Source organism: Streptomyces sp. NPDC050448 (assembly GCF_040655295.1).
Taxonomy (GTDB): Bacteria; Actinomycetota; Actinomycetes; order Streptomycetales; family Streptomycetaceae; genus Streptomyces.
In genome coordinates this window covers 400,860-426,245 of the sequence record NZ_JBFAJR010000002.1, presented here as the reverse complement: position 1 = coordinate 426,245, position 25,386 = coordinate 400,860, and the positions used below count along the sequence as shown (strand labels likewise).

Sequence of the window (25,386 nt, the reverse complement as noted above, 5' to 3'; positions counted from 1 at the left end):
CGGACATGACGGCTCTGCTGCTGGCCCTGCTGCTGGGGGTGTCGGCCTTCGGCGTCTTCCACGGCATCCGCCTCTACCGCGCCGAGACCAGGCTGCCGAGCGACCTGGCGCTCGCCCTGGAGGTCGGCGCGACCCGTACGACGGCCGTCGGCTCGGCCGTCGACCGGCTGGGCATCCGCTGGGCGCCGCTCGTGCTGCGCCTGATGGGCCCGAACCGGGTCGCCCGCAAGCGCCGCCAGATCGACATGGCGGGCAACCCGGCCGGGCTGACCATCGACCGGTACGCGGCACGCCGTGCGGTGTACGGGTTCCTGGGCGCGCTCGGCGCCTTCTCGATGCTCATCAACGGCCAGCTCGTACCCGCCCTGCTGATGGTCGCCTTCGGCCTGTTCTGGATCGAGGTCGGCCTCTGGTCGGCGATCAGGGTCCGCCGCGACCACATCGAGCGGACGCTGCCGGACTTCCTGGACGTGCTGGCGGTCGTGGTGAGCGCGGGGCTCGGCTTCCGGCAGGCGCTGGAGCGGGTGGCCGCCAAGTACGAGGGCCCCTGGTCGGACGAGATCCGCATCACCTTGCAGCAGATGGACATGGGCGTCAGCCGCCGCCAGGCCTTCGACGAGCTGCGGGGGCGCAACGACTCCGAGCAGGTGGCGCAGTTCGTGACCGCGCTCCAGCAGGGCGAGGAGCTGGGCTCGCCGATCGTCGAGACGCTGATCGCGATCGCCGAGGACATGCGCCGTACGGACGCCCAGAACGCCCGCCGCCGGGCTGCCCGGGCCGTCCCGAAGGCCACGTTCGCCGTGACGATGTTCATGCTGCCGGGCACGCTGATCCTGCTGGTCTGCGGCTTCGTGTACGGCGCGAACGTCGACTTCGGCGCGATGCTCGGAGGCGGGTGAGCCATGGCGGTCCTCCACGTCCCCCTGGCCGCGCGAGGAGGGGCGGTCCAGCGACAGGGCGGGCCGTCCCTCACCCTCCAGGCCAATGCCCTCCAGGCCCTGTGCCGCCGGGTCTTCGCGTTCCGGATGGTGATGATCGGCCTGGGCGCGCCGCTGGCACTGGGGCGTACGGCCCGGGGCGGGCCGACGTACCTCGTGGGCGGCGCGATCCTGCTCACCTTCATGCTCTCGTACGTGCTCTTCCGCGACTGGCAGCGCTTCGGGCCGCTGCTGCTGCGCCAGCGTTGGCTGCTGGCCCCGGACGCGGCGTTCTGCGGGCTCCTGCTGGTGGTGGCGACGCCGGACTCGCCCCTCGGCTTCGCCGTGCTCTGCACACCGCTGCTGGCCGGGCTGGTCCACGGGTGGCGCGGCTCGGCGGTCTACGCGGCCCTGGCGGCGGCCCTGGTGGCGGCCGTGGCCGGCGGGCCGACCATGCCCATGCTCTGCCTCCTGGCGGGTGCGGCCGGCGCCTCGGTCCGGGACCTCCTCTTCCGCTTCGGCTCGGCGAGCCAGGCCCTGACGGAGACGCGGGCCCGGCTGGCGGTGGCCGAGGCGGTGCGCGCCGAACGGGACCACCTGGCCCGCGAGATGCACGACTCGGTGTCGAAGACCCTGCACGGCCTGGCCCTGACGGCGGACGCCCTCTCCCGCACCACGGACCCGGCGGCCCTGCGCCGCCAGACCGACCTCCTCTCCGGCGCGGCCCGCCGGGCGGCGGCGGAATCCCGCGCGCTGCTGACGGACCTGCGGCGCGACGCGGAGGCGCCGGGGGTCTCCCTGCTGGGCGAGCTCCGCCGTACCGCGGCCGCGGCGGACGCGGAACTCCGTACCTCGGGGGTCCTCCCCCTCCTCCCCTCCCCGGTGGCGCACCACCTCCTGGCGGTCACCTCGGAGGCCCTGGAGAACGCCCGCCGCCACGCGGGAGCCTCGCGCGTCACGGTCTCGGCGGCCGCGGACGCCACCGACCTCACCCTCACCGTCGAGGACGACGGCTGCGGCCTCCCGCCGGACGCCCTGCGCCGCAGGGGCCGCTTCGGGCTCCTCGGCATGACGGAACGCGCGGCGGCGATCGGCGCCCGCCTCTGCATCGGAGCCCGGCCGTCCGGCCCCGGCACCCTCGTCCGCCTGGACCTCCCGCTCGCGGCCCTGACCCCGGAGGGGAGCCCGTGACGCCGCTCCGCGTGCTCATCGCCGACGACAACCCGGTGGTACGGGCGGGCCTGGCCGCGCTGCTGGCCACCACGGGCGACATCGAGGTCACCGCCCAGGCGTCCGACGGCCGCGAAGCCCTCAGCCTGACCCGCCGCCACACCCCGGACGTGATCCTGCTGGACGTCCGCATGCCGGGCGTGGACGGCATCTCGGCGCTGCCGCACCTCGTACGGCTGGCGCCCGTACTGATGCTGACGTACAGCCAGGAATCGGAGATTGTCCGGGAAGCCCTCCTTCTGGGCGCGGGCGGCTACCTCGTGCACGGCGAATTCACGCCCGAGGACCTGGTCCGGGCGGTCCGCGACGTCCGCGAGGGCCGGGCCCACTTCACGACGACGGCGGCGAGCGCACTCCTCGCGGAACTCCGGTCCTCTTCGCAACCGCAACGAACTGTGGCACAGTCTTCGGAGCGGATGCACAACTCTGTTGTCTTCGGGCTGAGTTCCCGGGAGGTGGAGATCATGGATCTGATCGCGTCCGGGATGAGCAACCAGCAGATCGCGGCCACCTGCTTCATCAGCGAGAAGACGGTCAAGAACCACATCAACCGCATCTTCGCGAAGCTCCAGAGCACGAGCCGCAGCGAGGCGATAGCGCGCTGGCTGGGAACGGCCCGTCCAGGGGTGACCGGCCATGGGTAGACGGAGTGCGCAGTGGGTCCGTAATTGGGCCCCGGGACCCTTGGTTATCACCGGTGACTCCCCGTACGGTCCGCAAACCAACAGCGGCACCGGCCCGGGAGGGAACCCCCATGTTGCAGAACACCCTGGCGAGGATGCGGAAGCGGTACGCGGGCAAGGGCGCGAGGGATCGAGGCCAGACGGCGTTCGAATACCTGGGGATCATCCTGGTGGTCGTGGTGATCATCGGCGCGATCGTCGGCACGGGCATCGGTCAGAACATCACGACCAAGATCAAGGACCAGATCAGTGCCATCACCGCGGGCAAGTGATCACGGACCGACTTGGTGACCGAGGGCAGGCCTTCCCCATCTACATCGTGGTGGTGGCGGGTCTGCTCTTCGCGGCGCTGGCGTTCTTCGTCGTCGGAATGGCCGGCGCCACCCGTAGCAACGCCCAGGGCGCTGCCGACGCGGCAGCACTGGCAGCCGCACGCGAAGCCAGAGACCAGGTATTCGTGGGCATCGACCTGCTCAGTCTCGACCCTGCCGACTGGGAGAAGGTTGTCAACGGCGATCTCCTCAAGGGGGAGGGAGCCTGTAGGAAGGCTATTGATTTCGCCGCCCTGAATGATGCAACTGCGGAGTGCGAACCGGCCATCCCCGAATTCACCGTCGCTGTGACCACGAAGGGAACGGTCGGGAACTCGGTCATCCCCGGGAGCGGGGACATGCAGGCCAAGGCCACGGCCAAGGCACGGATCGAACCGCGATGTTCTCTTCGGTCCGCTCCCACCCCCGCCCCAACGCCTACACCGGCACCAACGCCGAGCCCATCGCCATCCTCACCTGGGGAGGGGAGCGTCAGCTTTGTGTGCAGCGGGAAGGCGCTCACGGTGGATCTTGCGAAACCAGGTCCGTTGTCCCAGCTGGCGAGGGCTCTCTTCAGCGTACGACTGGTCGACTGACAGTGAACGACAGACAAGGAAACGGCGTAGATGAGCATGCAGCACATGGTGAAGGTCCGCAGGGGAGCGGCCGTAGCGGTTGCGGCGGTCTTGGCCCTCGTGCTGACGGGGTGCGGAGGTGGGGACGACAAGAAGTCGAGCGAGCCTCGGAATTCGTCCGCGGCACCGCCCAAGGGCGGCGCCTCCGTACCTGCGCCCAGTGCGGGACAGTCGTCTGAGCCCACGCAGGTGCTCGCGACCGTGAACGGAGAGAACGGCATCACCATGGCGATCAACTCTGCGACTCGCGATGCAGGCGGCTTTTTGACTGTCAGCGGGCAGATCAAGAACTCGGGAGACAAGGACTTTACGGGTACTTCAGCTTGGCGGGGCAATGAACTCACCACGGGCGGAGAATCCGTTGCTGGTGCCACGTTGGTCGACAAGGCAGGGAAGAAGCGGTACTACGTCCTGCGTGATACGGATGGCAGGTGCCTCTGCACCACAGGCGTGTCGCTGGTGAAGGGCGGCGCCACCATCCCGTTCTTCGCTCAATTCCCCGCACCACCCACCAGCACGACCGAAGTCGACTTCAGCCTTCCCACCTTCGCTACGGCCAGCATCAAAATCTCCGGGTGACCCCATGAATAAACGTCTCCACCTGTCCGCATCCACAGCCGTAGTCGGTCTCGTCATCGCCGGGGCCCACTTCATCGGCGCGACGAGCGCCCACGCCGATGGGGTCAAGCCGTCCGTGCCCCCCGGCACCGAACCTTCGGCCTCCGCGCCCGTGCCCATCGACTCGAGCTCGCCCGGGCTGAAGATCCCCCAGGGGGGAACCCTCGCTCCGATCAAGGTGCTCGACATCGCCGAGGTCGTCGAAGACCTCGGCGGTGAGCAGCGGCGGCAGGAGACCAACCAGTCCGTCATGATGGCCCTGCAGTCCGAGGTGCTCTTCCCCGAGAACAGTGCCGTCTTCAACGCCCAGGCCGCAGCCCGCATCCAGGCCATCGGGCAGGAGATCAACACCCAGAAGGCCACCCGCATCCGCGTTTTCGGGTTCACCGACGACCAGGGCAGCTATGAGCACGGGCAGGAGCTCTCCAAGCAGCGCGCCGACGCCGTTCAGGCCGAGCTCGCCAAGACCGTCACCAGCCCCGGCGTCATCTACGACGTCCGGGGCTACAGCGAGGACTACCCGATCGCAGACAACAGCACCGAGGAAGGCCGCAAGAAGAACCGCCGCGTCGAGATCACCTTCCCCCGCACCACCGCCGCCGGCGGCAACTAGCGCCGCCCGGCGGTCGGTCGGGCCCTCCCGGAGAGCCGTCAGCGGCGCGGGCTCCGCAGGAGGGTCGCCGCGAGGGCGGCTGCGGTCACCAGCAGGCCGGCGCCGACCGCGAAGGCCAGGTGGTAGCCGCCGGTCAGCGATGCGGCCGCGGTGTGGCCGGAGGACTCCAGGCTTGCGGTGCGCGAGGCCGCCAGGGTGGACAGGACGGCGACTCCGAGGGCCATTCCGATCTGCTGGGTGGTGTTGAACAGGCCGGAGGCGAGTCCCGCGTCCTGTTCGCCGGCGCCGGACATGCCCAGCGTGGTGAGGGCGGGCAGGGCAGGCCGAAGCCGGAGGCCAGCAGCATCACCGGCAGCAGGTCGCTGACGTGGTCGGCGTGCACCGGCAGCCGGGTCAGCAGGCCGAGCGCCAGGACCAGCAGGGCGAGACCGGCCAACAGGACCCCGCGCTCGCCGAAGCGGGCGTTCAGCCGGGCCGAGACGCCGAGGGAGACCGCGCCGACCACGGCGGCGGCCGGGAGCATGGCCAGGCCCGTGGCGGCGGCCCCGTAGCCCAGGACCTTCTGAAGGTAGAGGGCGAACAGGATCTGGAACGAGAACAGCGCGGCCACCATCAGCATCTGGACGAGGTTCGCGCCGACCACGGTGCGCGAGCGGAAGATCCGCAGCGGCATCAGCGGGGTGCGGGCCTTGGCCTGGCGCAGGGTGAAGGCGGCCAGCAGGGCCAGGGTGAGCGCCCCGCCGCCGAGGGTGTGCGCTGAGGTCCAGCCGTACCGCTCCACCTCGACCACGGTGTAGATGCCCAGCATGAGCCCGGCGGTGACCAGCGCGGCGCCGCCGGCCGTTCGGCCGTTCGGCGCGGTGCGCGGGTGGCCGAACCCGTGCGCGTGAGCGGGGTCGGCGAGGTCGAGGGGCGGCTGCGGCTGCTGCCGTCCGGGCGTGACCTGCCGCTCCCGGCCCGACGCCCGACGCCCGACGCCCGGACCCGGCCCGAGCGGGCGAGCCGCCGCGTCGACGGCCGGCGCCCACGCGCCGCCGCCGGCAAGGCGGGTCTAGCAGCCGGCCCCGCGCGGCTCCCGGAGCAGGGCGGACGCCGCCTCGCGGGCGCGGTGCGCCGGTTCCGGGCCGGGGTCCAGGGCCGCCACCACGGTCGCGCCCTCCACCAGGATCAGCAACTGGTCCGCCAGGTCCTCGCGCCCCGGGCCGGCCAGCTCCGCCAGCAGTTCCCGCAGCTCCGCCTTGTGGCGGCGTACGACGTCCAGCACCCCGGCGGGGCCGGTGCCCAGCTCCCCGTACGCGTTCAGGAACGCGCAGCCCCGGAAGTCCGGCTCCGAGAACCACTGCGCCAGCCAGTCGAAGACGGCCTCGACCGGATCGGCGGCATCCGCCACCGCGCCGCGCAGGCCCGCCGTCCAGCGCCGGTCGCGGCGCTCGAGGTAGGCCGTGATCAGGGCCTCCTTGGCCGGGAAGACCTTGTAGAGCCGCTTGAGCGGCACTCCCGACTCCGTGCGGATGCGGTCCATGCCGACGGCCTGGATGCCCTCGGCGTAGAACAGCGCCTCCGCCGCGTCCAGCAGCCGGGTACGGGCCTCTTCGTCGTCCATGACGGCAGCGTAACCCAGAACCGCTTGCGCGGAGAACGGCCGTTCTCTAAGGTCGAGAACGACCGTTCTCCCATGTCTCCAGACCGAGGTGACCGCCATGACCGTCCCCGCCGTACGCCCGCCCGTGCCGCCCTTCACCGAGGAATCCGCCCGGGCCAAGGTCCAGTCCGCCGAGGACGCCTGGAACAGCCGCGACCCCGAGCGCGTCGCGCTCGCCTACGCCGAGGACTCGGTCTGGCGGAACCGCGACCGCTTCCTCACCGGCCGCGCCGAGATCCGGGAGTTCCTCGCCGGGAAGTGGGAGCGCGAGCTCGAATACCGGCTCCGCAAGGAGCTGTGGGCGTACACCGGCAACCGCATCTCCGTCCGCTTCGAGTACGAGTGGCACGACACCGCCGGCCAGTGGTGGCGCAGCCACGGAAACGAGCAGTGGGAGTTCGACGGCGACGGGCTGATGCGCCGCCGCGAGGCCAGCATCAACGACGTCCCGATCAACGCCGAGGACCGCCGCCTCACCTGATCCGCAGGTGTGCCGTTCGCCGGCCCGCGGTATGTGTCCGCGCGGGCGCTCGAAACCCCCGGTGAGGAGACTCGGCATGGCGCGGGCTCGCGTGAACGGCGTGGACCTCTCCTACGAGGTCGTGGGCGAGGGCGAACCCCTGGTGCTGGTCCACGGCTCGTGGGTGGACCACGAGACCTGGCAGCGCGTCGTCCCCCACCTCGCGCGCTCGTTCCTGGTGCTGGTCTACGACCGGCGCGGCCACAGCCGGAGCGAGCGCCCGCCGGGCCGGGGCAGCCGGCGGCAGGACGAGGACGACCTCGAGGCGCTCATCGAGACCCTCGGCGCCCCGGCCCACGTGGCCGGGAACTCCTTCGGCGCCTCGACCGCGCTCGGCCTCGCCTCCCGCCGCCCCGAGCTGCTGCGCAGCCTGACCGCACACGAGCCCCCGCTCATGAGCATCGTGGGCGACGAGGACAGGGAACTCCGTCGGCTGATGCAGGCCATGGAGGCCGCCATCGACGGCGTCCTCAACGCCCTGCGCGCGGGCGAGCACCGGGTCGGCGCGCAGCGGTTCGTGGACGACGTCGCCGTCGGACCGGGCGGCTGGGAGCAACTGCCGGAGCGGTTCCGCGAGACGTTCACCGCCAACGCCCCCACGTTCGCGGACGAACAGGCCGACCCCGACTGGTCGCGCCTCGACCTGGCCCGCCTCTCCGGCTACACGGGGCCCGCGCTGCTGACCTTCGGCAGCGAGAGCCCGCCGTGGTTCCCGGTGATCGTCGGCAAGCTCGCCACGGCGCTCGGCCATGCGCAGATCCGGACGCTGGTGGGGGACGGCCACGTCCCCCACCTCACCCACCCCGAGCGCTACGCGGACGGCCTCACCGCGTTCATCAGGTCCTCGTGACCCCCGCGCCTACAGCAGGTGGTCGGCCTTGCCGGCCTTGATGTCCCGGATCAGCTGTCGGAGCGCGTCCGCGGTGTCGCTGAGGTACGCCGCCTCCTGCCCGGCGACGGCGATGTAACTCCCGCCCTCCCCGTCCACCCCGATCCGGTAGCAACTCGCGCCTTCGCCGCAGAAGGCGTCCGCCCAGAAGATGTCGGCCATCGTGTCCCCTTAGAGTTCGCGAACCAGTTGGCGGATGAAGTCCCGCGATGGGCTCGGCGGCAGGCTGAGCCGCTCCATCCAGTCCAACTGGGCGCGGTATTTTGATAGTTGTGCCTCGGTGTGCAGGAATTCGGCGCCATGTGCGCTGTCGATCTGCACGGTATCGAGTTGCGGCACCGGCCCCTCCAGATAGTTGACCGTCTGGCCGGCGCCCGGGAATCCCTCCGCCTCGAAGGTCAGGACGCGCAGGACGACGTTGTCCCGTTCCGATGCGCGGAGCAGGTGTTCCAACTGTGCCCGCGCCACCTTGCGCCCACCGAACCGCATGCGCAGCGCCGCCTCGTGGACGACGGCAACGTACTCGGGCGCCGACTCGCTTTCCAGCACCTGCTGGCGCTCCAGTCGGTGGGCCAGGCGCAACGCGACCTCCTGGTCCGGGAGGGCGGGCACGACGAATCGGAACAGGGCGAGCGCGTGATCGCTGGTCTGGAGCAGCCCGGGAACATGGACCGAGTGGGTGCACCGCATGCGAGTGGCGCGGGCTTCCATCTCGGCGATGTCGAGCATCGCGGCCGACAGGGAGCCCCGGTAGCGCTCCCACCAGTCACGACCCCGTGGCTGCGCCATGGAGACGAGTGCGCTGATGTACGGCTCGTCCGCGCAGTCGCAATGACAGGCCAGCGTCCGCAGTCGCTCCTCGCTGATGGCGCGGACGCCCTGCTCGATCGCGGAGATCTTGGAGCGGTCGACGCCGAGAAGTCCTGCTGCGGATACGGCGGACACGTCAGCGGCCAGCCGCAATCTGCGTAGCTCGGCTCCCAGTCGCTTCTGTCGTTCGGTCGGCAAGGTCCGTTCAGCCATGGACGCAGTCTGCCGTGTCGCAGTTACTCGCAGCCAGGGGTGGGTCAATCACCTTGATCTAGTGGTCAATTGACCACCTTGCTCGCTACATTGGGTGACGCACCGCTCACGCAACGGGAGTTGAAGTGCTTCGCCGCGGCATGCGCATGCCTCGGCGACAGGCCACCACGCCCACGGCGGAGCCACTTGTCAACGGCAGGGAGTTCGCGATGCTCAATCCCTTCATCCAGTCGGTCCAGGGCCAGTTCGACGTCTGTCCGGTGGGGCCCGCGGCCGGTGGGGGCGAACCGCCGGCGCCGGATGCGCTGACGTGCAGTCTCACCGTGCCCGGGGAGGCGTGCAGCGCGCAGATCGCGCGCCGCACCGTGCGGTCCGTCCTGCATGCGCACCGGCTCGATGCGATCGAGGCCGCCGCCGAGCAGGTCACCGGCGAACTGCTCGCCGCTGCCTGGTACTTGGATCCCGGACAGAACCTCTACCTCTCCGTGCGGTACCGCGACGACGCGCTGCGGCTCACCGTTTACGACGGGCACGCGACCCACTCCCACCCGCGACTCGCCGCCCACTGCGAGGCCCGGCGGCGGGCCGCACTGCGGCTCATGGCCGTCGTGGTCCGGGAGTGCGACGGGGCCTGGGGCTTCGGGGAGTCCCGGGAGCCGGGTGGCGGGACCCGGACCTGGGCGACGCTTCCCCAGGCCGGCGCCCTCGGCTACGGGAAGCCGGTCGGCGGGCGGTCCGGTCGATCCTCGTGAGGGTCATCTCCTGGTCGCCCCCAGTCCGGCCAGGGCCTGGGTGACCAGGTCGGCCTGATGGGTGGTGCCGCGGAGGTTGGGGTGGAGCACGGTGCAGGCGTCCCCGTCGCCGGGGATCAGGCGGCACAGGCCGGAGGGCGGGTCGCTCTGGGTGCCGGAGCCGGTGAGGTCGTCCTTGATCCCGTACGTCCACCGCTGGTCCGCGGCGGCGCAGACGCCGTGGCCGGTGCTGGAGGTGTAGGTGTCGACGTAGACGGCGCCGGCGCGTTGCGCCTGGGTGCGCAGGAGGGTGTTGACCCGCCGCTCGAGGGTGTCGAGGAAGGGCGTGTCGCCCTTGGTGACGGTGCCGAGCTGGCGCCAGGAGCCGAAGGAGCAGCCGGTGCGGTCGGCGACGACGGCCGGGTAGCCGATGACGGCCACCTTGGCGCGGGGCGCGCGGGTCCGGATGTCCTTGAGGGTGGTCGCGAAGTCCGCTTCCAGGGCGGTGAATCTGCCGTCGAGCCAGCTGGTGCCGGGGCCGCGGGTGTAGTGGGTGGAACAGGGGCTGCCGGTTCCGAAGGACGCGATGCCCTGTTCGATGCACTTCTTGACGATGTCGACGAACCCGACGGAGTTGCCGCCGATGCCGACGGTGACGAGGTCGGTGGCGGCGTTAACGGCCTTGATCTGGGCCGGTCGTGGGGCCCAGCCGTTCTTGGGCGGGACGGATGGGGGACCGGTCAGCTCGGTCTGCGGCTCCAGGACGCCGGCCCTGGCCTCGGCACCGGAACAAGTGACGTCGGTGAGACGTACGTTGAGGCGCCGGGCGGTCTGCTGCGGGTAGCTGAGGGTGGACCGGCCGCATCCGTCATCGGCGGCCCAGGGGCGGACGAAGGCGCCGGCGCTGTAGGAGTCGCCGAGGGCCACGTAGTCGGAGGGTGGAGGCGAGGGCGGGGCCGCCGCAGCGGTGGTGAGGGCGGCCAGGGCCGTGGCTGCTGCTGCGGCGGCGAGGGTGAGTCGCTGTGCGGGCATGGGTCCGGTCCTTCGGCTCAGGCGCCGCGGGCCTGCCCCATCCGGCGCACATCACCAAAAGTAGCGGATCCGATTACAGAGAGTAGCACTTCTGGGGTCAAACCCCCGGATCGGGTGACAGATGATCGGCTTCGGCACACCTGTGGCCCATCCGGGAAGCCGGGTGGGCCACAGACGCAGGTGTGCCGCCCGCGCGTGAGTGCCGCGTATGAGCGTCAGGAGAGGCGCCAGGCGACGGCGTACGGCTGCGGGAACTGGGTGATCCGGTGGGCGCGGACGACGATCTCGGCGTCTCCGGCGGCGATGTCCTTCCAGCGGACCTGTTCGACGTTGTTGACGCGGTCGAACCCGGGGTCCGTGCCCATGTTGCCGTGGCGTTCCTGGCCGCCCGCTCGGACGATCAGGTCGAGGTCGTTCTGCAGGCCCGCACCGGGCGGGTCCGTCCAGACCAGGGTGATCTTCAGGGTGCGACGGTCGCCTTCGGGGACCGTGATGCGGAACGTGCGTTCGTCGCCCTGCTCCAGCTCCTCCTCGTCGGTGAAGCCCGCCCGGTCGCCGTTGCCCGGGAGCACGACGGAGCGTTCGAGGTTGACGAGGCCGAAGCCGGAGTTGTTGTTCGGGGAGTCCCCCGCCTCGCTGGGGTTGTACTGGCCGGGGAGGTCCACCGCGCCGTTGATCAGCATGGCCTTCAGGAGCGCGGCGCTCGGCGTGAGGGTCCCGTTCTTCACGAGGGTCTCGCGCAGCACCGCCACGCAGCCCGCGACCAGTGGCGTGGCCATGCTGGTGCCGCTCTCGAAGAAGTAGTCGGGGTCCGAGGAGACGCCGAAGGTGTCGTCCGGAGCCGCCGCGCGCGAATGCGCGGACAGGATCGAGGTGCCGGGGCCGACCACGTCGGGCTTGATACGGCCTTCCTGGGACGGGCCGCGGCTGCTGAAGGCCGCCATGCCGGCCGGGTTGTCCGCCTGTCGGTCGTCGCGGATCGGAGGGCTGGGGAAGGAGGTCGGCCTCAGCTGGCCGTAGGTGAGGGGGATTTCAGGGCGGTTGCTTTCACTGGCGCCGACGGTGATGACGTTCTTGGCCCCTGCATGCCCGCTGACGGACGCCTGGTTGATCCGGCCGTCCCGGTCGCGGTCGTGACCGCTGTTGCCGGCCGCGATGCAGATGACGAAGTCCTTGTGGTCCCACACCATCTTGTCGGCCTCGAATGCCATCGAGTCGTACGGCAGGCTCGGGGCCGTCGGGCCCCAGGAATTGGTGTGGATCCGCGCCCCCTCCTGGAAAGGCGGCTCGAACAAGGCGCGCAGGTCGAACGGAATCCCGCGGAGCCCGCCGAAGTCGTCCAGGAGGGACTGCAGGATCAGCTTGGCCTGGGGAGCCGTACCGGTGACGGTACCCATCGTCGCCGATGCCCCGTCGCCGAGGACCGAGCCCGCCACGTGGGTTCCGTGGCCGTCGGGGTCGTCCATCCGGTCGGGGAGCGTGCGGCCGAGGGCGGTCAGGCTCTGGACCCGGCCGGTGAAGGCCTGGTGCACGTCTGTCGTGGAGCCCAGGTCGAAACCGGTGTCGGCGACGGCCACGATCTGGCCCTCGCCCTGGAACTTCGTGCCGTTGAGGGACACCCGGGCGTGCATCAGCCCCCCGGCGAGCGTGTTGTGCAGGGTCATCTCGGGGACCTCTTCGAGCTGCTGTACCTCGTCGAGGGAGGCCAGGGCAGGCAGATTCGCCTCCTGGACGGTCATGCGCACCTTGCGGTGGTTGGCCTGGATGTCGGCCGTGCCGACTCCGGCGGCCGCGGCGATCCGATCCAGCAGGCCGTCCGAACGCGCGTCGACGTCGTCGTGCAGGATGACGTCGACCGTGCGGGTCCGGGGGCCCGCCGCCGCCTCCAGCGGCTCGGACAGGACGGCAACCGACGGCCGGAGCCGGCTCGACCGCAGCGACGGGGCCACCTTGAAGCCCGTGAGGTACACGTCCGCCCAGGCCACGAACGGCAGTGCGCGCACGGCCTCAAGGTCGGAGGGCCGGTAGCCGCACAGGTAGGTGCTCTCCGGAACGTATTGGTGGATCCGCACTCCGAGAGCCTCCAGCTGGGCTTTCTCCTCGGCTGACGGCACGTGTGCGGTCTGGACGAGCAGATAGTTGGACGCGGAGGCGTTCTCGGAGACCAGCGACGCCCTTTCGAGCTCCTGGGACTGGACCAACGGGTCTACGGACACGCCGTTGATGGTGATACGGGCCATGACGGACTCCCCTGGGTCGCGCGACGCGGTGGTCACACCCTGTCACCGAAAATGTTGCCGTGAGTCACAGGCGTGGCCGTTCGGAGGCCCGTACCGGCGCACTGGCACCCGTGTGGCGCAGCTCCGCCCAGGGGGCGGGCGGGGGCGGGCGGTCAGGCGGTCGCGCGGTTGCGGTCGCGCGGTCGACCGGTCAGGCCTGGGCCCGGTGGGCCTGGGTGATGAGGTCCGTGGCGACCTCCAGGGCTGCCAGGCGGGTCTCCTCCGGGTCGCCCTCCACGTGCTGGAGGAACATCATCCCCGCGTGCAGCGTGAACAGGGCGCTCACGCAGCGGACCTGGTCCGTCAGGGGTCCGTCCTCCGTGCGGAGCAGTTCGACCAGCGTGAACAGCCGGCGCTTCACCGTCTCGCCGATGCTCAGCTCCCGCATCGTCGCCTGGTTCTCCTGCATGAAGCGGTACAGCTGCGCGCCCCCTGCCATCGCCTCGCTGTAGCGCCGGAGCACCTCGCGCTTCATGTCCAGCGTCGGCGGCTGCTGCTTCGCCCACTCGATCAGCTCGTCGATGGGCCGCGTCAGGTCCTCGAAGACGCTGATGATGATGTCTTCCTTGGTCTTGAAGTGGTAGTACAGCGCCGCCTTCGTGACCTCCAGCCGCTCCGCGATCTCCCGCAGCGAGGTCTTCTCGTACCCCTGCTCGGCGAAGAGCTCCAGTGCGACGTCCTGGATGCGCTGGCGCGTGTTGCCGCGGCGCGCCTGCGGACTGCTGCTGGACATGGCTCTCCCCAAACTACTTACTTGACGCCCGGCTAGTGTCGGGTCTACCTTCCCCAGTGTAGTGAACTAGCCGGGCGGCAAGTAAGGTCCCGGAGCAGGTGAGTAAACGGGGAGTGGACATGGTCGAAAACACGAAGCCGGCAGAGACCTCCGAGGGGGTGAAGCCGCGCAGCGTCCGTGTCGTCCTCATGGCCCTCATGATCGCGATGCTCCTGGCCATGCTCGACAACATGATCATCGGTACCGCGATGCCGACGATAGTCGGCGAGCTCGGCGGCCTGGAACACCTCTCCTGGGTGGTCACCGCGTACACGCTGGCCACCGCGGCCTCCACCCCCATCTGGGGCAAGATCGGCGACATGTACGGGCGGAAGGGCTCCTTCCTCACCTCCATCGTGATCTTCCTGATCGGCTCCGCGCTCAGCGGCATGGCCCAGGACATGGGCCAGCTGATCGGCTTCCGCGCCATCCAGGGCCTCGGTGCCGGCGGTCTGATGGTCGGTGTCATGGCGATCATCGGCGACCTCATCCCGCCCCGTGAGCGCGGCAAGTACCAGGGCATGATGGCCGGCGTGATGGCCCTCGCCATGATCGGCGGACCGCTGGTCGGCGGCACCATCACCGACCACATGGGCTGGCGCTGGTCGTTCTACATCAACCTGCCGCTCGGCGTCGTCGCGCTCGCCATGGTCACCGCCGTCCTGCACCTGCCCAAGAAGAGGGCCCAGGGGAAGATCGACTACCTGGGTGCCGCACTGCTGACCATCGCCATCACCTCGACCGTGCTGGTCACGACCTGGGGCGGCACCGAGTACGCCTGGGGCTCCGGGGAGATCATCGGCCTGATCATCGTCGGCATCGTGTCGATCGCCGCGTTCCTCTTCGCCGAGACCAGGGCCGCCGAGCCCGTCATGCCGCTGCACATCTTCCGCAGCCGCAACTTCACGCTCATGTCGGTCATCGGCTTCCTCGTCGGCTTCGCGATGTTCGGCGGCGTGCTCTACCTCCCGCTCTTCCAGCAGGCGGTCCAGGGCGCCTCCGCCACCAACTCCGGCCTGCTGCTGCTCCCGATGCTGCTCTCGATGATGGTCGTCTCGCTGATCGCGGGTCGGATCACCACCAGCAGCGGCAAGTACAAGGTCTTCCCGATCGCGGGCGGCGCGCTCATGGTCGTGGGGCTCTTCCTGCTCGCGCAGATGGACACCGGCACCAGCCGCCTGGTCTCCGGCGTCTACATGGCCATCCTCGGCGCCGGCCTAGGCTTCCTGATGCAGATCACCATGCTGGTCGCGCAGAACAGCGTGGACATGAAGGACATGGGCGTCGCGTCCTCCTCGGCCACCCTCTTCCGTACGCTCGGCGGCTCGTTCGGCGTGGCCCTGATGGGCTCGCTCTTCACCAGCCAGGTCACGGACACCATGAGCGAGCGCCTCGGTCCGCAGGCCGCCGGCGCGGCGGGTGCCGCCCGCCTCGACGCCGCCAGCCTGGCGAAGCTGCCGGAAGCGGTGCGCGACGCCTACCAGCACGCGGTCGCCGCCGGTACGCACTCCGCGTTCCTGCTCGGCGCGGTCATCGCCGTACTGGGCTTCGCGGCCGCCTGGTTCGTCAAGGAGGTCCCGCTGCGGGGCGCGGGCCCGGCCCAGGCCGCCGACGCGGGCGACGGCAAGGCGGCGCAGGCTCCGCAGGAGTCCTTCTCGCACTGACACCCGGACCCACGCGGCCCACATGGGCCACGCGGTCCACGCGGTTCACACGGTTCACCAGCCCGGCCCCGGCGGATTCCCGCCGGGGCCGGGCTTTTTCGTGCGCTGAAGCCGTTGCGCCAGGGGTCGGTGAATACGGGTGATGCGGGGGAGGTTGATGTGGTTGCGTCCTGTTTTTGGGCGGGAACTCCTCCACGTCGACGGCCGTCCTGAAGGGCAGAACGCTCACAACGGCGGATGGGGAGTGGACGGTTCATGGGCTTCATGGCGCGGGCGAACAGGCAGGGCATCCGAGCCGGGGCAGCCGTCGTGGCCGCGGCCGCCGCAGTGGCCGGGACGGTGTGGGGGGTGACGGTGCTCGTGGAACCGGGGCACGGCCGGCACGAGCACGAGAACGTGGGACGCCAGACCGACACCGGCGGCACAGGCGGCGGCTCGGACGACGGGGCGAACGGCGGCGGGGCGAACGGCGGCGGGGCGAAGGGCGCCGGCGGCGCGCAGCAGTCGCAGATACCCGACGGCATAGCGCACTCCTCCGAGAGCGGCGGCAACACCGTCAACATCACCATCGACGACGGCCCCGACCCCCAGTGGACCCCCAAGGTCCTCGAGGTACTGAAGAAGCACGAGGTGAAGGCGGTCTTCTGCATGATCGGGCCGCAGGCCAAGGCCCACCCCGATCTGGTCAAGCAGGTCGTCGCGGGCGGCCACCGGCTCTGCGACCACACCGTGGACCACAACACGGCCATGGGCAAGAAGCCCCTCGACTACCAGGAGAAGCAGATCCTGGACGCGCAGAAGATGATCGAGGACGCGGCGGGCGGCGGCGCGAAGGTGGAGTACTACCGCGCCCCCGGCGGCGCGTTCACCCCCGACAGCCGCCGCATCGCCGCCGCGCACGGCATGCGCCCGCTCGGGTGGAACGTCGACACCAAGGACTTCGGGAAGCCCGGCGTCGCCGCCATCGTCAACGCGGTCAAGAACGAGATCGGCAACGGACCGACCGTCCTCTTCCACGACGGCGGCGGCAACCGGGCCCAGACCGTCGAGGCCCTGGACCAGGTGCTGGCCTGGCTGAAGGACCAGGGCCGCCCCACCGGCTTCCCCGTCCGCACCGCCCCGGACGCCTCCTGACACGCCGTCCGGTGGCGAACGGGTGAGGGTCGCCGCCCCGGCGCCGCCCGCGGTGTTCCCTGGTCGCGCACACAGCCCGTACGCAGCCTGCGTACGCAGCCCGCGTACGCAGTCCCGCACCGGCCCGCCTGCGCGGCCCGTGTGGACGCCGTACGACCGACCAGGAGGCCCCGTGATCGCCCCGAGCCAGCTGACCGACCCCGCCGTCCGCGCCTTCGTCAACGCCGTCAACGCGGGCGACCGGGACGCCTTCGAGGCCGCCCTCACTCCGGACGCGACCATGTCCGACGACGGCTCGGACCGCAATCTCGCCCAGTGGGCCGAGAGGGAGATCTTCTCCTCCTGCGGTCACATGGACATCGAGACCGAGTCCGACGGCGGCCTCGCCCTCGTGGTCAACTACCGCAACGACACGTGGGGCGAAATGCGCACCGCCTGGCGGTTCGCCACCACCGACGACGGGCGCATCAGCCGCTTCGAAACCGTTCAGGCCTGAGCAGCCGCCCGCAGCACCGCCGCCGTCAGGCGGTCGTTCTCCGGCGCGGCCCCGCCCGGGAAGCCGAACCGGCGGCGCGTGTACCCGTACGCGATCCCCGTCGCCGGGTCCGCCCAGCCCTGCCCGCCCGCCGCGCCGCTGTGCCCGAAGGCTCGCGGGCCCACCGCGGGCTGCCGCTCGAAGCCCAGCCCGAACTGGTCCGTCCCCGCCGTCACCCGGTCGTCGCCCGGGGTGTGGAGCCGCGCGCACTCGGCCGCCGTCTCCGGCTCCAGCAGCGGAGGACGGCCGTCCACATCGCTGATCGCGGCCGCGTACATCCCCGCGACGCCGCGTGCCGTGCCGACGCCGCCGGCCGAGGCCGGGCCCAGCGCCTTCACCTTCGGGTGGTTCGCGTACACCACCAGGTCCATCGCCGGCTCCCGGTGCGCGTTGAAGGCGACCGGCAGCAGCTCCGGCACCGCGTTCCCGCCCGCCGCCGCGGCCGCCAGCTGCTTGGGCGTGGGGAGCATGTCCAGGACCGGCTTCCAGCGGCCTTCCAGCGCCGGCGGCAGGCCCATGTACAGGTCCAGCCCGTACGGTGCGCGGATCCGCTCCTCGAACACTTCCTGGAGGGACCTGCCCGTGGCCCGCCGCACCACCTCGCCGGTCAGCGCGCCGATCACGAACGCGTGGTACCCGTACGCCGTCCCGGGCTCCCAGTGCGGCTCCTGCGCGGCCAGCCGCGCCGCGATCAGCGCGTCGTCCGCGATCTCGGCGTAGTCGAAGCCCTCGGCGGTGTTGAGCAGCCCGGCCTGGTGCGAGACCAGCTGGCGCACCGTCAGCCGCTCCTTGCCGCCGCCGGTGAACTCCGGCCAGTACGCCGACACCGGGCGCTCCAGCTCCAGTACGCCGTCCTGCGCGAGCAGCGCCACCACCAGGAACGCGCCGCCCTTGGTGATCGAGTAGACCCCGGTCAGGGTGTCGGCGTCGGTGTCCTCGCCGGCCCACAGGTCGACCACGCGGCGACCGTCCCGGTACACCGCCAGCTGCGCCTCGGGGGAGTGCGCCTCGGCCGCGACGAAGGCCGCGAACTCCTCCCGTACGGGCTCCCAGCCCGCCGCCACCGTGCCGCTCACGCTCACGTTCGTACTCACACCCACACGCGCGCCCATCGGGACTCCCTGTCGCTCGGTGCCGTCGCCTCGCCCCGGAGAACAGAAGATGATCACGAAATATTCCGGAGCGCGGATCCCGTACGGGTGAAAGCGCTCCCGGCCTCGTTCCAGCCCGCCGCGAGCCCCCGTTGGACCGGGCATGAAGCGCACCCGCACCGCCGCTCTCGCCCTCGCCACCGCCGCAGCGGCCCTCGCCCCCGCCCTCGGCCAGGCCGCCACCGCCGCGGAGGGCACGTACCTGCAGGACCCGGCCGGCGGCGAGAAGGCGATGAAGTCGCAGTGGACCAAGGACGAGATGCACAAGGTGGACGGGCAGTTCCGCCTCTACCCCGGGGTCCGGTACAAGACGGTGACCCGCCCCGGCCCCTCGGGCGCCCCCGACTACAAGCGGCAGGTCGCCGACCCCAAGTCCCTGGCGTGGCAGCCCTCGTTCGACTTCGGCTGGGCGGTGTCGGACTCGACGCTGGTGAAGAAGGCCGTGACGACCAAGGACGGCAGGCACCCGATCGTCGTGCACGCCGTACTGCGCTCCCCGGACCACGCCAAGGCGGCCGAGGTGCACCAGGAGTTGGCGGACCAGCCGGCGACGGGGCGCGCCAGGGTCCCGGGCGGCAAGCGGATCGCCTGCGACACGGGTGAGTACACGGTGGAGTGGTCGGTCACGCGCTCGGGCTACGGGACGCTCACGGGGACGCTGAAGTGGAACTCCAGCTGCGAGCAGTACCGGACGGCGTTCTCGACGGAGAACGGCAAGGTCTGACCCGGAGGGGAAGAGAGGGAAGGGAGAGGGGCCGGCCGCCCCGTGCACCTTGTGGGCGCTCGGCGGGCGACTGGTCCGCGGCCTTGGATCAAGAGCCGTGGCAGCCATTCTGCCGCACGGGGTGCGGTGCGGCAGGTGCGAAAGTCCCGTGTCGGGCGGGATGTTCGGCGATTTCGGTGCCTTCAGTGCTTCCTTCCGGCCTCGTTCGCCTTGGCGGCGATCTCCTCGAGGACGGACTTCGCGTCGCCGTTCGGTTCCACGGCGCGGCCGATGTTGCGCTTGATGGTGTCGCTGACCGTCACCCAGGACGGGTCGTTCACCGGGTACAGCTGGGCGCCGCGCAGAGCGGTCAGGAAGAACTGGTCCGTGCTGTCGAGGCCGCCGCCGGAGGGGGTGCGGGAGGCGGAGACGGTCGAGGGCAGCAGGTGGTAGCGGCCCGCGAAGTCCGACAGGTTCTTGTCCTGGTAGATGAAGTCCAGGAACTTGCCGATCTCCGCGCCCTTTCCGTTCTGCCTGAACGCCATCATCCAGTCGGCGACGCCCACGGTCGGCGGGGTCTCCCCGGAGCCGAGCGTGTCCGAGACCGGCATGGTCGCGGTGCGGACGTCGACGCCCTTGGCGCGCGCCTCGTGGAGGAGCTGGGGGTAGCCGTTCAGCATGCCGACCTCGCCGCGTACGAAGGCCGCGAAGGCGTCGGCGCGGTTGAGCTGGGACGGCGGCACGGGCCCGGTCAGGCCGGGGCCGACCAGGTTGTCCTTGAGCCAGCGGAAGGTCTGGATGTTCTGGTCGGAGGCCAGGTTGTAGTTGCCGCTGCTGTCCGCGTAACCGCCGCCGTTGCTCAGCTCCCAGATCAGCGCCTCGGCGTGCGCCTCCTCCGGCCCGAGGGGCAGGGCGTACGGGTACTTCACGCCCTTGTCCTTGAGCGCCTTTGCGGCCGACTTCAGGTCGGACCAGTTCTTGGGCTCGCTGATGCCGGCCTGCTTGAAGAGGCCCTGGTTGTAGAAGAGGAGCCGGCTGCTCGCCACCCAGGGCAGGCCGTAGAGCGTGTTGCCGACCGAGCCGGCCTCGGCGAGCGGCGGCAGGAAGTTCGCCTCGGCGTTGATCGAGAGGAGTTCGTCCGCGGAATAGAGCTTCCCCTGCGCAGCGAAGTCCGAGTACGAGCCCATCAGGGCCATGTCCGGCGCTTTGCCGGACTTGACCATACGGGTGACTTCGCGGTCGATGTCCGCCCATGGCAGGAGCTGGACCTCGACCTTGATGTCGGGGTTGGCGCCGGTGAAATCGGCCGTCACCTTGTCCCAGAAGGCCTTGGAACTGGTGGCCTGGTTGTCACCGTATTCCGCGGCGACCAGGCGGAGCGTGCCGCTGTCACCTGCGCCGTTGCCTGAACCGCCACATCCGGCCAGCGGGATCAGCAAACCGAGCACGACCGCGGTCGCGCCCGTGCCGAAGATTCTTCGTCGCACGGGTGTATTCCCCTGAATTTCTTTGAGTCCCGTTACTGCTTATGAGTTGCTCCGGGCTGGGGTGTCCGTCCGTGGCCCGTTGGCCGGAATTCTCTCCTGCGGAAGGGCGGTTGATTCCATTGGGTCGGAACTTGTGGTCAATGCTCCAAGTGCGGCTTTTCCGGCTGGTGTTTTCCGATATGTGGTCAACAAATCGGACGCGCGTAGACATGCCGAAAAGCCCGATTCCGGCCAATTATGCTTCGCGGAACGGGTCGAGGGTGTGGATCAGGTCAGTCGGCGAACTCGCCCGCGTACGGGTCGGGCTCGCCCGTCTCCGGGTTGCGGCCCTCCTGCCAGCGCCGCTGGGCCTTGCGCCAGTGCACGAAGCTGAGGTGCCCGCCGTCCCAGAAGGTGATGCTGACCGGGCTCACGTCGAACTCGTCGGAGCAGAGCCGGTACAGGAACTCGGCCATGCCGTACGGATAGACGGCGAAGGCGTCGGCGGTGTGCCGGCCGACCACCAGGACGGGCCAGCGGTCCGGATCGGGGTCGGTGGTGAGCCAGCAGAGGATGTCGGAGCCGCCGGTGACGCCCCACGCGATGACCGACTCGGGGTCCACGCCGAAGGCGGCCCGGCCGCCCTCCGCCTCCCAGAGCTGGCGGGCGTTGTCCGTCTCCTCGGCCATCGCGGCCGGGTCCCACTGGAGGCCGGGCTTGGGGAGGGGCAGGAGGATGCTGGCCTCGCCGTTGATGGAGCCCGCGCCGAAGCGGCCCATGAACGCGATGAAATCGGCCGGGAACCGGGTGCCCCAGGTGGCTTCGGCGGCCGGCCAGTCGATGTCCTCGTCGGCGCCGTGCGTCGCCGGCATGATCTGCTCCAGCGCCTTGATCCGCGCGTTCTCCGTCATGCCGCTCCCCTGAGACCCCAGCTCAACCGCCCCAACCTACCGCCGGGGCCGCGCGGGGCCTAGGGCCCGCCTCCCGGATCATGCCGGGCCCGCGGCGTGATCCGAAAAGCGGGCCCGGGCGTATTCGGACGACCCGACAACAAAGCGAGGTGCCGTAGCCGGCGTCGCGCGCCCGCCGGGGATCACGGGGCAGCCGTTAGCGGCAGTTGAGACGGTCCGGTCCGTCTGGTCCGTCGATGTACAGCTGCGCCCCGACCCGCAGGCCCCAGGCGGCCATGGCCCCGGCCTCGGCCTCCAGGACGTGCCGGGAACGGAGCCGGGGGAGCCCGAGCCGGCCGGGGGGCATGGTGGTCAGGGCGATGACCCGCAGGCGGCGGTCGAGGTATGCCACATCGATCGCGAACCGCATCCGGAACGTGTGCACGCTCCCGGCCGGGGTGAGGAGCAGGGCGGCGCCGGGCATGCCGTCGCGGCCGAGGAGCCCGCGGGTCCGGGCCCGGTACGAGGCCGCGATCTCCACCGGGACCGGCGCCCGGTCCTGCCCGAGGCGGAGCAGGCCCTCGCCGTCTGCCCACCCGCTCCACCGCCGCCGTGTGTCGGTCATGGCCGCCAGGGTAGGGGCGGTTGGGCCCCCGGGCCCATGCAGGTGGCGGCATCTGCGCCTACCTTCGGCGGATGGGCCTGGTCGTGATCGTCCTTGCCGCCGTTGCCTATGGCGGGGCTGCGGGGCTGCTGTTGCCGCGGGCCGCGTACCGGCTGGCGGTCGAGCCGGGTGCCGCCTGGCGCGACCGCTGCCCCGAGGGCCACCCGATCCGGGGCTGGCTGGGCCTGCCTCGCTGCCACCCCGCTGCGCTCGCACCGCCGGCTCCGGAGCCCGGGGGCCGGACCCCGGGCCCCGCGCCTGAAGCGCCGGCGGGGCCGGATCGTGCCGGTGGTGCCGAGCCGGGGCGCGCCGCCGCTGCCGGGGGCCGGGCCGCCGCGCGGCGGAAGGCGGGGCTCCTCGGGCCGGGCCGTGCGGAAGGCGCCGCGCGGCGGGAGGCGGGGGGCTTTCCGCCGGGCCGGGCGGGCCGGTGGCATCGGTACGGGGTCGGCCCGGGGTGGACCGCCGGCCTCGGCGGTGTGGTGTGCGGGGGGCTCGGGTGGGCCGTCGGGGGGCGGCCCGAAGCGGTCGTGCTGGTCGGGGTGGCGCCCGTGCTGGTGTTGCTGGGCATGGTGGATCTCGGTGTGCAGCGGCTGCCCGACGTGCTGACCCTGCCCCTCGCCGGCGGCGTCGCGGTGGGGCTCGGCGGGGCCGCCCTCGTACCCGGCGCCGGGGGGTCCTGGCGGCTCGCGCTGCTGGGCGGGGCCGCGCTCGGGGCCGCGTACCTGGTGCTCTTCCTGATCAACCCCGCCGGCATGGGCTTCGGCGACGTCAAGCTGGCGCTCGCGCTCGGGGTCCCTCTTGGGTGGTACGGCTGGGGGGTATGGGCCGCCGGAGCCTTCCTCGGGTTCCTCTACGGCGCCCTGTACGGGCTGGCCCTTGTGCTGCGGGGCCCCGGAGGACGCCGGACGGCGTTTCCGTTCGGCCCGTTCATGGCCGCCGGAGCCCTCACCGGAGTGCTGCTGGGCGGTTTCGGAGCGTAATCATCTTGCGCCGATGCACGCATAACGCTTTACGAAGGGTTATGGTGGAACCCCCCCCTCGGGCCGGTCCGTATCCCCCCCACGGACCGGCCCGTTTTTTGTTTCCCCCCTCCTGCGAACAAAACCGCAGGTCAGCCGCGCTGGGCCCAGATGTTGGTGCCGGGGGTGGACACGGCGAAGGAGTCGATCTCCTTCAGCTCCTGCTCCGAGAGCGGCGCACCGGCCAGAGCCGCCACGTTTTCCTCCAGCTGAGACACGCTCGAAGCGCCGATGAGCGCCGAGGTCATCCGCTCGTCCCGGAGCACCCAGCTCAGTGCCAGCTGCGCCAGCGACTGCCCGCGCCGCCCCGCGATCTCGTTCAGCCCGGCCAGGCGGCGCATCACGTCGTCCGACAGCAGGCCGGGGTCGAGGGACTTGCCCTGCGTGGCCCGGGAGCCCTCCGGGATGCCCTTCAGGTACTTGCCGGTCAGCAGCCCCTGCGCGAGCGGCGCGAAGGAGATGCAGCCCATGCCGGCCTCCTCGAGGGTGTCCAGCAGCCCGTCCTCCTCCGTCCAGCGGTTGATCATGGAGTACGAGGGCTGGTGGATGAGGGGGCGCACGCCCATCTCGCGGAGGATCCGCGCCGCCTCGGCCGTCTGCTCGGCCGTGTACGAGGACACGCCCGCGTACAGCGCCTTGCCCTGCCGGACCGCGGACGCGAGCGCGCCCATGGTCTCCTCCAGCGGGGTCTCCGGGTCGAAGCGGTGCGAGTAGAAGATGTCGACGTAGTCCACGCCCATCCGCTTCAGCGAGGCGTCGAGCGAGCTCATCAGGTACTTCCGGCTGCCCCACTCGCCGTACGGGCCCTCGTGCATGAGGTAGCCGGCCTTGGTGGAGATGATCAGCTCGTCGCGGTACGCCGCGAAGTCCTGCGCGAAGATCTTGCCGAAGTTGAGCTCGGCCGAGCCGGGGGGCGGGCCGTAGTTGTTCGCCAGGTCGAAGTGGGTGACGCCGAGGTCGAAGGCCCGGCGCAGGATCGCCCGCTGGGACTCGAGGGACTTGTCGTCACCGAAGTTGTGCCAGAGGCCGAGGGAGATGGCGGGAAGCTTGAGGCCGCTGTGGCCGGTGCGCCGGTACTCCATGGAGTCATAGCGCGAGGGCTCTGCCCGATAGGGATTGTTATCAGTCACGTTGTCCTCCCTATCACGGACTTGTGACAGACCGAGTTGGGTACCCGATCCCGCCGCGCAGTAATGTGGCGGAGTCGGGGGACGGACCGCATTTCGCACGGGGGCATTGCACGGAGGGGCTGGAAGATCGTGAAGCTGCGCGACCTGGTGTACAGGCTCTACGCACGCCGGGTGGAAGGCCGCCTCGACCATGACGCGTCGCCCAAGCACATCGGCGTGATCCTGGACGGGAACAGGCGCTGGGCGAAGGCGTCCGGAGGTACGACGGAGCAGGGCCACCAGGCCGGGGCCGACAAGATCTCCGAGATGCTGGGCTGGTGCACCGAGACGGACGTCGAGGTCGTCACCCTGTGGATGCTGTCCACGGACAACCTGGACCGGCCGGAGGTCGAGCTCCGCCCGCTGCTCAACATCATCGAGAACACGGTCCGGGGCCTCGCCGCGGACGGCCGCTGGCGCGTCCACCACGTGGGCAACCTCGACATCCTGCCCGCGCAGACCCAGTCCGTGCTCAAGGAGGCCGAACAGGCCACCCACGACGTGGACGGGATACTGGTCAACGTCGCCGTCGGCTACGGCGGCCGCCAGGAGATCGCCGACGCGGTCCGCTCGCTGCTGCTCGAGCACGCGGAGAAGGGCACCTCCTTCGAGGAGCTCGCCGAGATCCTCGACATCGACCACATCGCCGAGCACCTCTACACGCGCGGCCAGCCCGACCCGGACCTGGTCATCCGCACCAGCGGCGAGCAGCGGCTCTCCGGATTCATGCTCTGGCAGAGCGCGCACTCCGAGTACTACTTCTGCGAGGTGTTCTGGCCGGCCTTCCGCAAGGTCGACTTCCTGCGGGCACTGCGCGACTACGCGGCCCGCCACCGGCGCTACGGCGCCTGACGGCCGGGGCGCCTGACGCCCCCTCGGCGTCCTCCGGGCGCCGGACGGCACTTTTCGGCACCTCTCGCGGCGCGCCCCGGACCTCCGGTGGCGCGCCGTCGCCGTACCCCGAGGACCCCCTCGGCCCCTGGCGTCCTCCCCGCAAGGCCTTCACCAGCGATTCACCGAGCGTCCGTCATATGCCATGGCATGGCCGGGCCTGATCGGGGAATATCCCTTTCAGGTCGATGCCCGATCCACGGGT

General features: G+C 70.9%; 27 protein-coding genes and 1 pseudogene. 16 read left to right on the top strand and 12 right to left on the bottom strand.

Annotated elements, in window-relative coordinates:
- Window positions 1-5: 5 nt before the first annotated feature.
- The 7 genes from AB0I68_RS04760 (at window position 6) to AB0I68_RS04730 (ending at window position 5,007) form a co-directional block, all read left to right on the top strand.
- On the top strand, window positions 6-899 hold the full coding sequence (locus AB0I68_RS04760; protein ID WP_363175711.1) for a DUF5936 domain-containing protein: 894 nt from the start codon (window positions 6-8) through the stop codon (window positions 897-899).
- A gap of 3 nt (window positions 900-902) precedes the next feature.
- Window positions 903-2,108 carry an ATP-binding protein gene (locus AB0I68_RS04755; protein WP_363175710.1) on the top strand — a complete coding sequence of 402 codons (1,206 nt, stop codon included), beginning with the start codon at window positions 903-905 and terminating at the stop codon, window positions 2,106-2,108.
- Window positions 2,021-2,791 (top strand): response regulator transcription factor, encoded by a 771-nt coding sequence (locus tag AB0I68_RS04750; RefSeq protein ID WP_363175758.1) that lies wholly within the window; start codon window positions 2,021-2,023, stop codon window positions 2,789-2,791. The genes AB0I68_RS04755 and AB0I68_RS04750 overlap by 88 nt, the downstream gene beginning before the upstream one ends.
- A 110-nt stretch (window positions 2,792-2,901) precedes the next feature.
- A complete protein-coding gene (locus AB0I68_RS04745) occupies window positions 2,902-3,102 on the top strand; it encodes a hypothetical protein (RefSeq protein WP_363175709.1) in 201 nt (66 codons plus the stop codon).
- On the top strand, window positions 3,099-3,737 hold the full coding sequence (locus tag AB0I68_RS04740; protein WP_363175708.1) for a pilus assembly protein TadG-related protein: 639 nt from the start codon (window positions 3,099-3,101) through the stop codon (window positions 3,735-3,737). Before AB0I68_RS04745 ends, AB0I68_RS04740 begins: the two co-directional genes overlap by 4 nt.
- A 30-nt stretch (window positions 3,738-3,767) precedes the next feature.
- Window positions 3,768-4,355, top strand: a complete 588-nt coding sequence (locus tag AB0I68_RS04735) for a hypothetical protein (RefSeq protein WP_363175707.1) — start codon at window positions 3,768-3,770, stop codon at window positions 4,353-4,355.
- A 4-nt stretch (window positions 4,356-4,359) separates the two neighbouring features.
- A complete protein-coding gene (locus AB0I68_RS04730) occupies window positions 4,360-5,007 on the top strand; it encodes an OmpA family protein (protein ID WP_363175706.1) in 648 nt (215 codons plus the stop codon).
- A gap of 38 nt (window positions 5,008-5,045) precedes the next feature.
- On the opposite strand, the pseudogene AB0I68_RS04725 reads toward AB0I68_RS04730, so the two are convergent.
- Both AB0I68_RS04725 and AB0I68_RS04720 read right to left on the bottom strand, forming a co-directional pair.
- A pseudogene (locus AB0I68_RS04725) lies at window positions 5,046-5,842 on the bottom strand (MFS transporter); the annotation flags it as partial.
- A 216-nt stretch (window positions 5,843-6,058) separates the two neighbouring features.
- Window positions 6,059-6,610 carry a TetR/AcrR family transcriptional regulator gene (locus tag AB0I68_RS04720; protein ID WP_363175705.1) on the bottom strand — a complete coding sequence of 184 codons (552 nt, stop codon included), beginning with the start codon at window positions 6,608-6,610 and terminating at the stop codon, window positions 6,059-6,061.
- Window positions 6,611-6,707: 97 nt separating this feature from the next.
- Here AB0I68_RS04720 and AB0I68_RS04715 point away from each other — a divergent pair, with 97 nt between their 5' ends.
- A complete protein-coding gene (locus AB0I68_RS04715) occupies window positions 6,708-7,130 on the top strand; it encodes a nuclear transport factor 2 family protein (RefSeq protein WP_363175704.1) in 423 nt (140 codons plus the stop codon).
- 76 nt (window positions 7,131-7,206) lie between these two features.
- A complete protein-coding gene (locus tag AB0I68_RS04710; protein WP_363175703.1) occupies window positions 7,207-8,019 on the top strand; it encodes an alpha/beta hydrolase in 813 nt (270 codons plus the stop codon).
- A gap of 9 nt (window positions 8,020-8,028) precedes the next feature.
- Here the strand turns inward: AB0I68_RS04710 and AB0I68_RS04705 are convergent, their stop codons facing one another.
- Together AB0I68_RS04705 and AB0I68_RS04700 are read right to left on the bottom strand one after the other, a co-directional pair.
- Window positions 8,029-8,220 carry a hypothetical protein gene (locus AB0I68_RS04705; protein WP_363175702.1) on the bottom strand — a complete coding sequence of 64 codons (192 nt, stop codon included), beginning with the start codon at window positions 8,218-8,220 and terminating at the stop codon, window positions 8,029-8,031.
- Between the two features lie 9 nt (window positions 8,221-8,229).
- Window positions 8,230-9,081 carry a DUF5753 domain-containing protein gene (locus tag AB0I68_RS04700; RefSeq protein WP_363175701.1) on the bottom strand — a complete coding sequence of 284 codons (852 nt, stop codon included), beginning with the start codon at window positions 9,079-9,081 and terminating at the stop codon, window positions 8,230-8,232.
- Between the two features lie 209 nt (window positions 9,082-9,290).
- Between AB0I68_RS04700 and AB0I68_RS04695 the strand changes: the two genes are divergently transcribed.
- Window positions 9,291-9,833: an ATP-binding protein gene (locus AB0I68_RS04695; RefSeq protein WP_363175700.1), complete on the top strand. Its 543-nt coding sequence runs from the start codon at window positions 9,291-9,293 to the stop codon at window positions 9,831-9,833.
- A gap of 3 nt (window positions 9,834-9,836) precedes the next feature.
- Here AB0I68_RS04695 and AB0I68_RS04690 read toward each other — a convergent pair whose 3' ends face one another.
- The 3 genes from AB0I68_RS04690 to AB0I68_RS04680 all read right to left on the bottom strand — a co-directional run bounded on the left by AB0I68_RS04690 (window position 9,837) and on the right by AB0I68_RS04680 (window position 13,856).
- Window positions 9,837-10,844: an SGNH/GDSL hydrolase family protein gene (locus AB0I68_RS04690; protein ID WP_363175699.1), complete on the bottom strand. Its 1,008-nt coding sequence runs from the start codon at window positions 10,842-10,844 to the stop codon at window positions 9,837-9,839.
- Between the two features lie 215 nt (window positions 10,845-11,059).
- Window positions 11,060-13,084, bottom strand: coding sequence for a S8 family serine peptidase (locus AB0I68_RS04685; protein WP_363175698.1), 2,025 nt, complete (start codon window positions 13,082-13,084; stop codon window positions 11,060-11,062).
- Window positions 13,085-13,274: 190 nt separating this feature from the next.
- A complete protein-coding gene (locus tag AB0I68_RS04680) occupies window positions 13,275-13,856 on the bottom strand; it encodes a helix-turn-helix domain-containing protein (RefSeq protein WP_363175697.1) in 582 nt (193 codons plus the stop codon).
- A 119-nt stretch (window positions 13,857-13,975) separates the two neighbouring features.
- On the opposite strand from AB0I68_RS04680, the gene AB0I68_RS04675 reads away from it, so the two are divergent.
- The 3 genes from AB0I68_RS04675 to AB0I68_RS04665 all read left to right on the top strand — a co-directional run bounded on the left by AB0I68_RS04675 (window position 13,976) and on the right by AB0I68_RS04665 (window position 17,189).
- Entirely contained in the window at window positions 13,976-15,559 is a 1,584-nt protein-coding gene (locus AB0I68_RS04675) for an MDR family MFS transporter (RefSeq protein ID WP_363175696.1), read from the top strand.
- Between the two features lie 264 nt (window positions 15,560-15,823).
- Window positions 15,824-16,693, top strand: coding sequence for a polysaccharide deacetylase family protein (locus AB0I68_RS04670; RefSeq protein ID WP_363175757.1), 870 nt, complete (start codon window positions 15,824-15,826; stop codon window positions 16,691-16,693).
- Window positions 16,694-16,865: 172 nt separating this feature from the next.
- On the top strand, window positions 16,866-17,189 hold the full coding sequence (locus AB0I68_RS04665) for a nuclear transport factor 2 family protein (protein WP_363175695.1): 324 nt from the start codon (window positions 16,866-16,868) through the stop codon (window positions 17,187-17,189).
- Here the strand turns inward: AB0I68_RS04665 and AB0I68_RS04660 are convergent.
- Window positions 17,180-18,340, bottom strand: a complete 1,161-nt coding sequence (locus tag AB0I68_RS04660) for a serine hydrolase domain-containing protein (RefSeq protein WP_363175694.1) — start codon at window positions 18,338-18,340, stop codon at window positions 17,180-17,182. The two genes, AB0I68_RS04665 and AB0I68_RS04660, sit on opposite strands and share 10 nt — an antisense overlap.
- Before the next feature lie 142 nt (window positions 18,341-18,482).
- Between AB0I68_RS04660 and AB0I68_RS04655 the strand changes: the two genes are divergently transcribed.
- Complete coding sequence (locus tag AB0I68_RS04655; protein ID WP_363175693.1) at window positions 18,483-19,103, top strand: hypothetical protein; 621 nt, start codon at window positions 18,483-18,485, stop codon at window positions 19,101-19,103.
- Between the two features lie 182 nt (window positions 19,104-19,285).
- Here the strand turns inward: AB0I68_RS04655 and AB0I68_RS04650 are convergent, their stop codons facing one another.
- The 3 genes from AB0I68_RS04650 to AB0I68_RS04640 all read right to left on the bottom strand — a co-directional run bounded on the left by AB0I68_RS04650 (window position 19,286) and on the right by AB0I68_RS04640 (window position 22,063).
- Window positions 19,286-20,569, bottom strand: a complete 1,284-nt coding sequence (locus AB0I68_RS04650; protein WP_363175692.1) for an extracellular solute-binding protein — start codon at window positions 20,567-20,569, stop codon at window positions 19,286-19,288.
- A gap of 272 nt (window positions 20,570-20,841) precedes the next feature.
- Entirely contained in the window at window positions 20,842-21,459 is a 618-nt protein-coding gene (locus AB0I68_RS04645; protein WP_363175691.1) for an SMI1/KNR4 family protein, read from the bottom strand.
- A gap of 196 nt (window positions 21,460-21,655) precedes the next feature.
- A complete protein-coding gene (locus tag AB0I68_RS04640; protein ID WP_363175690.1) occupies window positions 21,656-22,063 on the bottom strand; it encodes a DUF192 domain-containing protein in 408 nt (135 codons plus the stop codon).
- Between the two features lie 71 nt (window positions 22,064-22,134).
- On the opposite strand from AB0I68_RS04640, the gene AB0I68_RS04635 reads away from it, so the two are divergent.
- The gene (locus AB0I68_RS04635; protein ID WP_363175689.1) at window positions 22,135-23,082 is read left to right on the top strand and encodes an A24 family peptidase; all 948 of its coding nucleotides are present in this window, start codon (window positions 22,135-22,137) and stop codon (window positions 23,080-23,082) included.
- Between the two features lie 131 nt (window positions 23,083-23,213).
- Here AB0I68_RS04635 and mgrA read toward each other — a convergent pair whose 3' ends face one another.
- Window positions 23,214-24,251: an L-glyceraldehyde 3-phosphate reductase gene (gene mgrA, locus AB0I68_RS04630; protein ID WP_363175688.1), complete on the bottom strand. Its 1,038-nt coding sequence runs from the start codon at window positions 24,249-24,251 to the stop codon at window positions 23,214-23,216.
- Between the two features lie 129 nt (window positions 24,252-24,380).
- On the opposite strand from mgrA, the gene AB0I68_RS04625 reads away from it, so the two are divergent.
- Complete coding sequence (locus tag AB0I68_RS04625; protein WP_030159549.1) at window positions 24,381-25,142, top strand: isoprenyl transferase; 762 nt, start codon at window positions 24,381-24,383, stop codon at window positions 25,140-25,142.
- The last annotated feature ends 244 nt before the right edge of the window (window positions 25,143-25,386 follow it).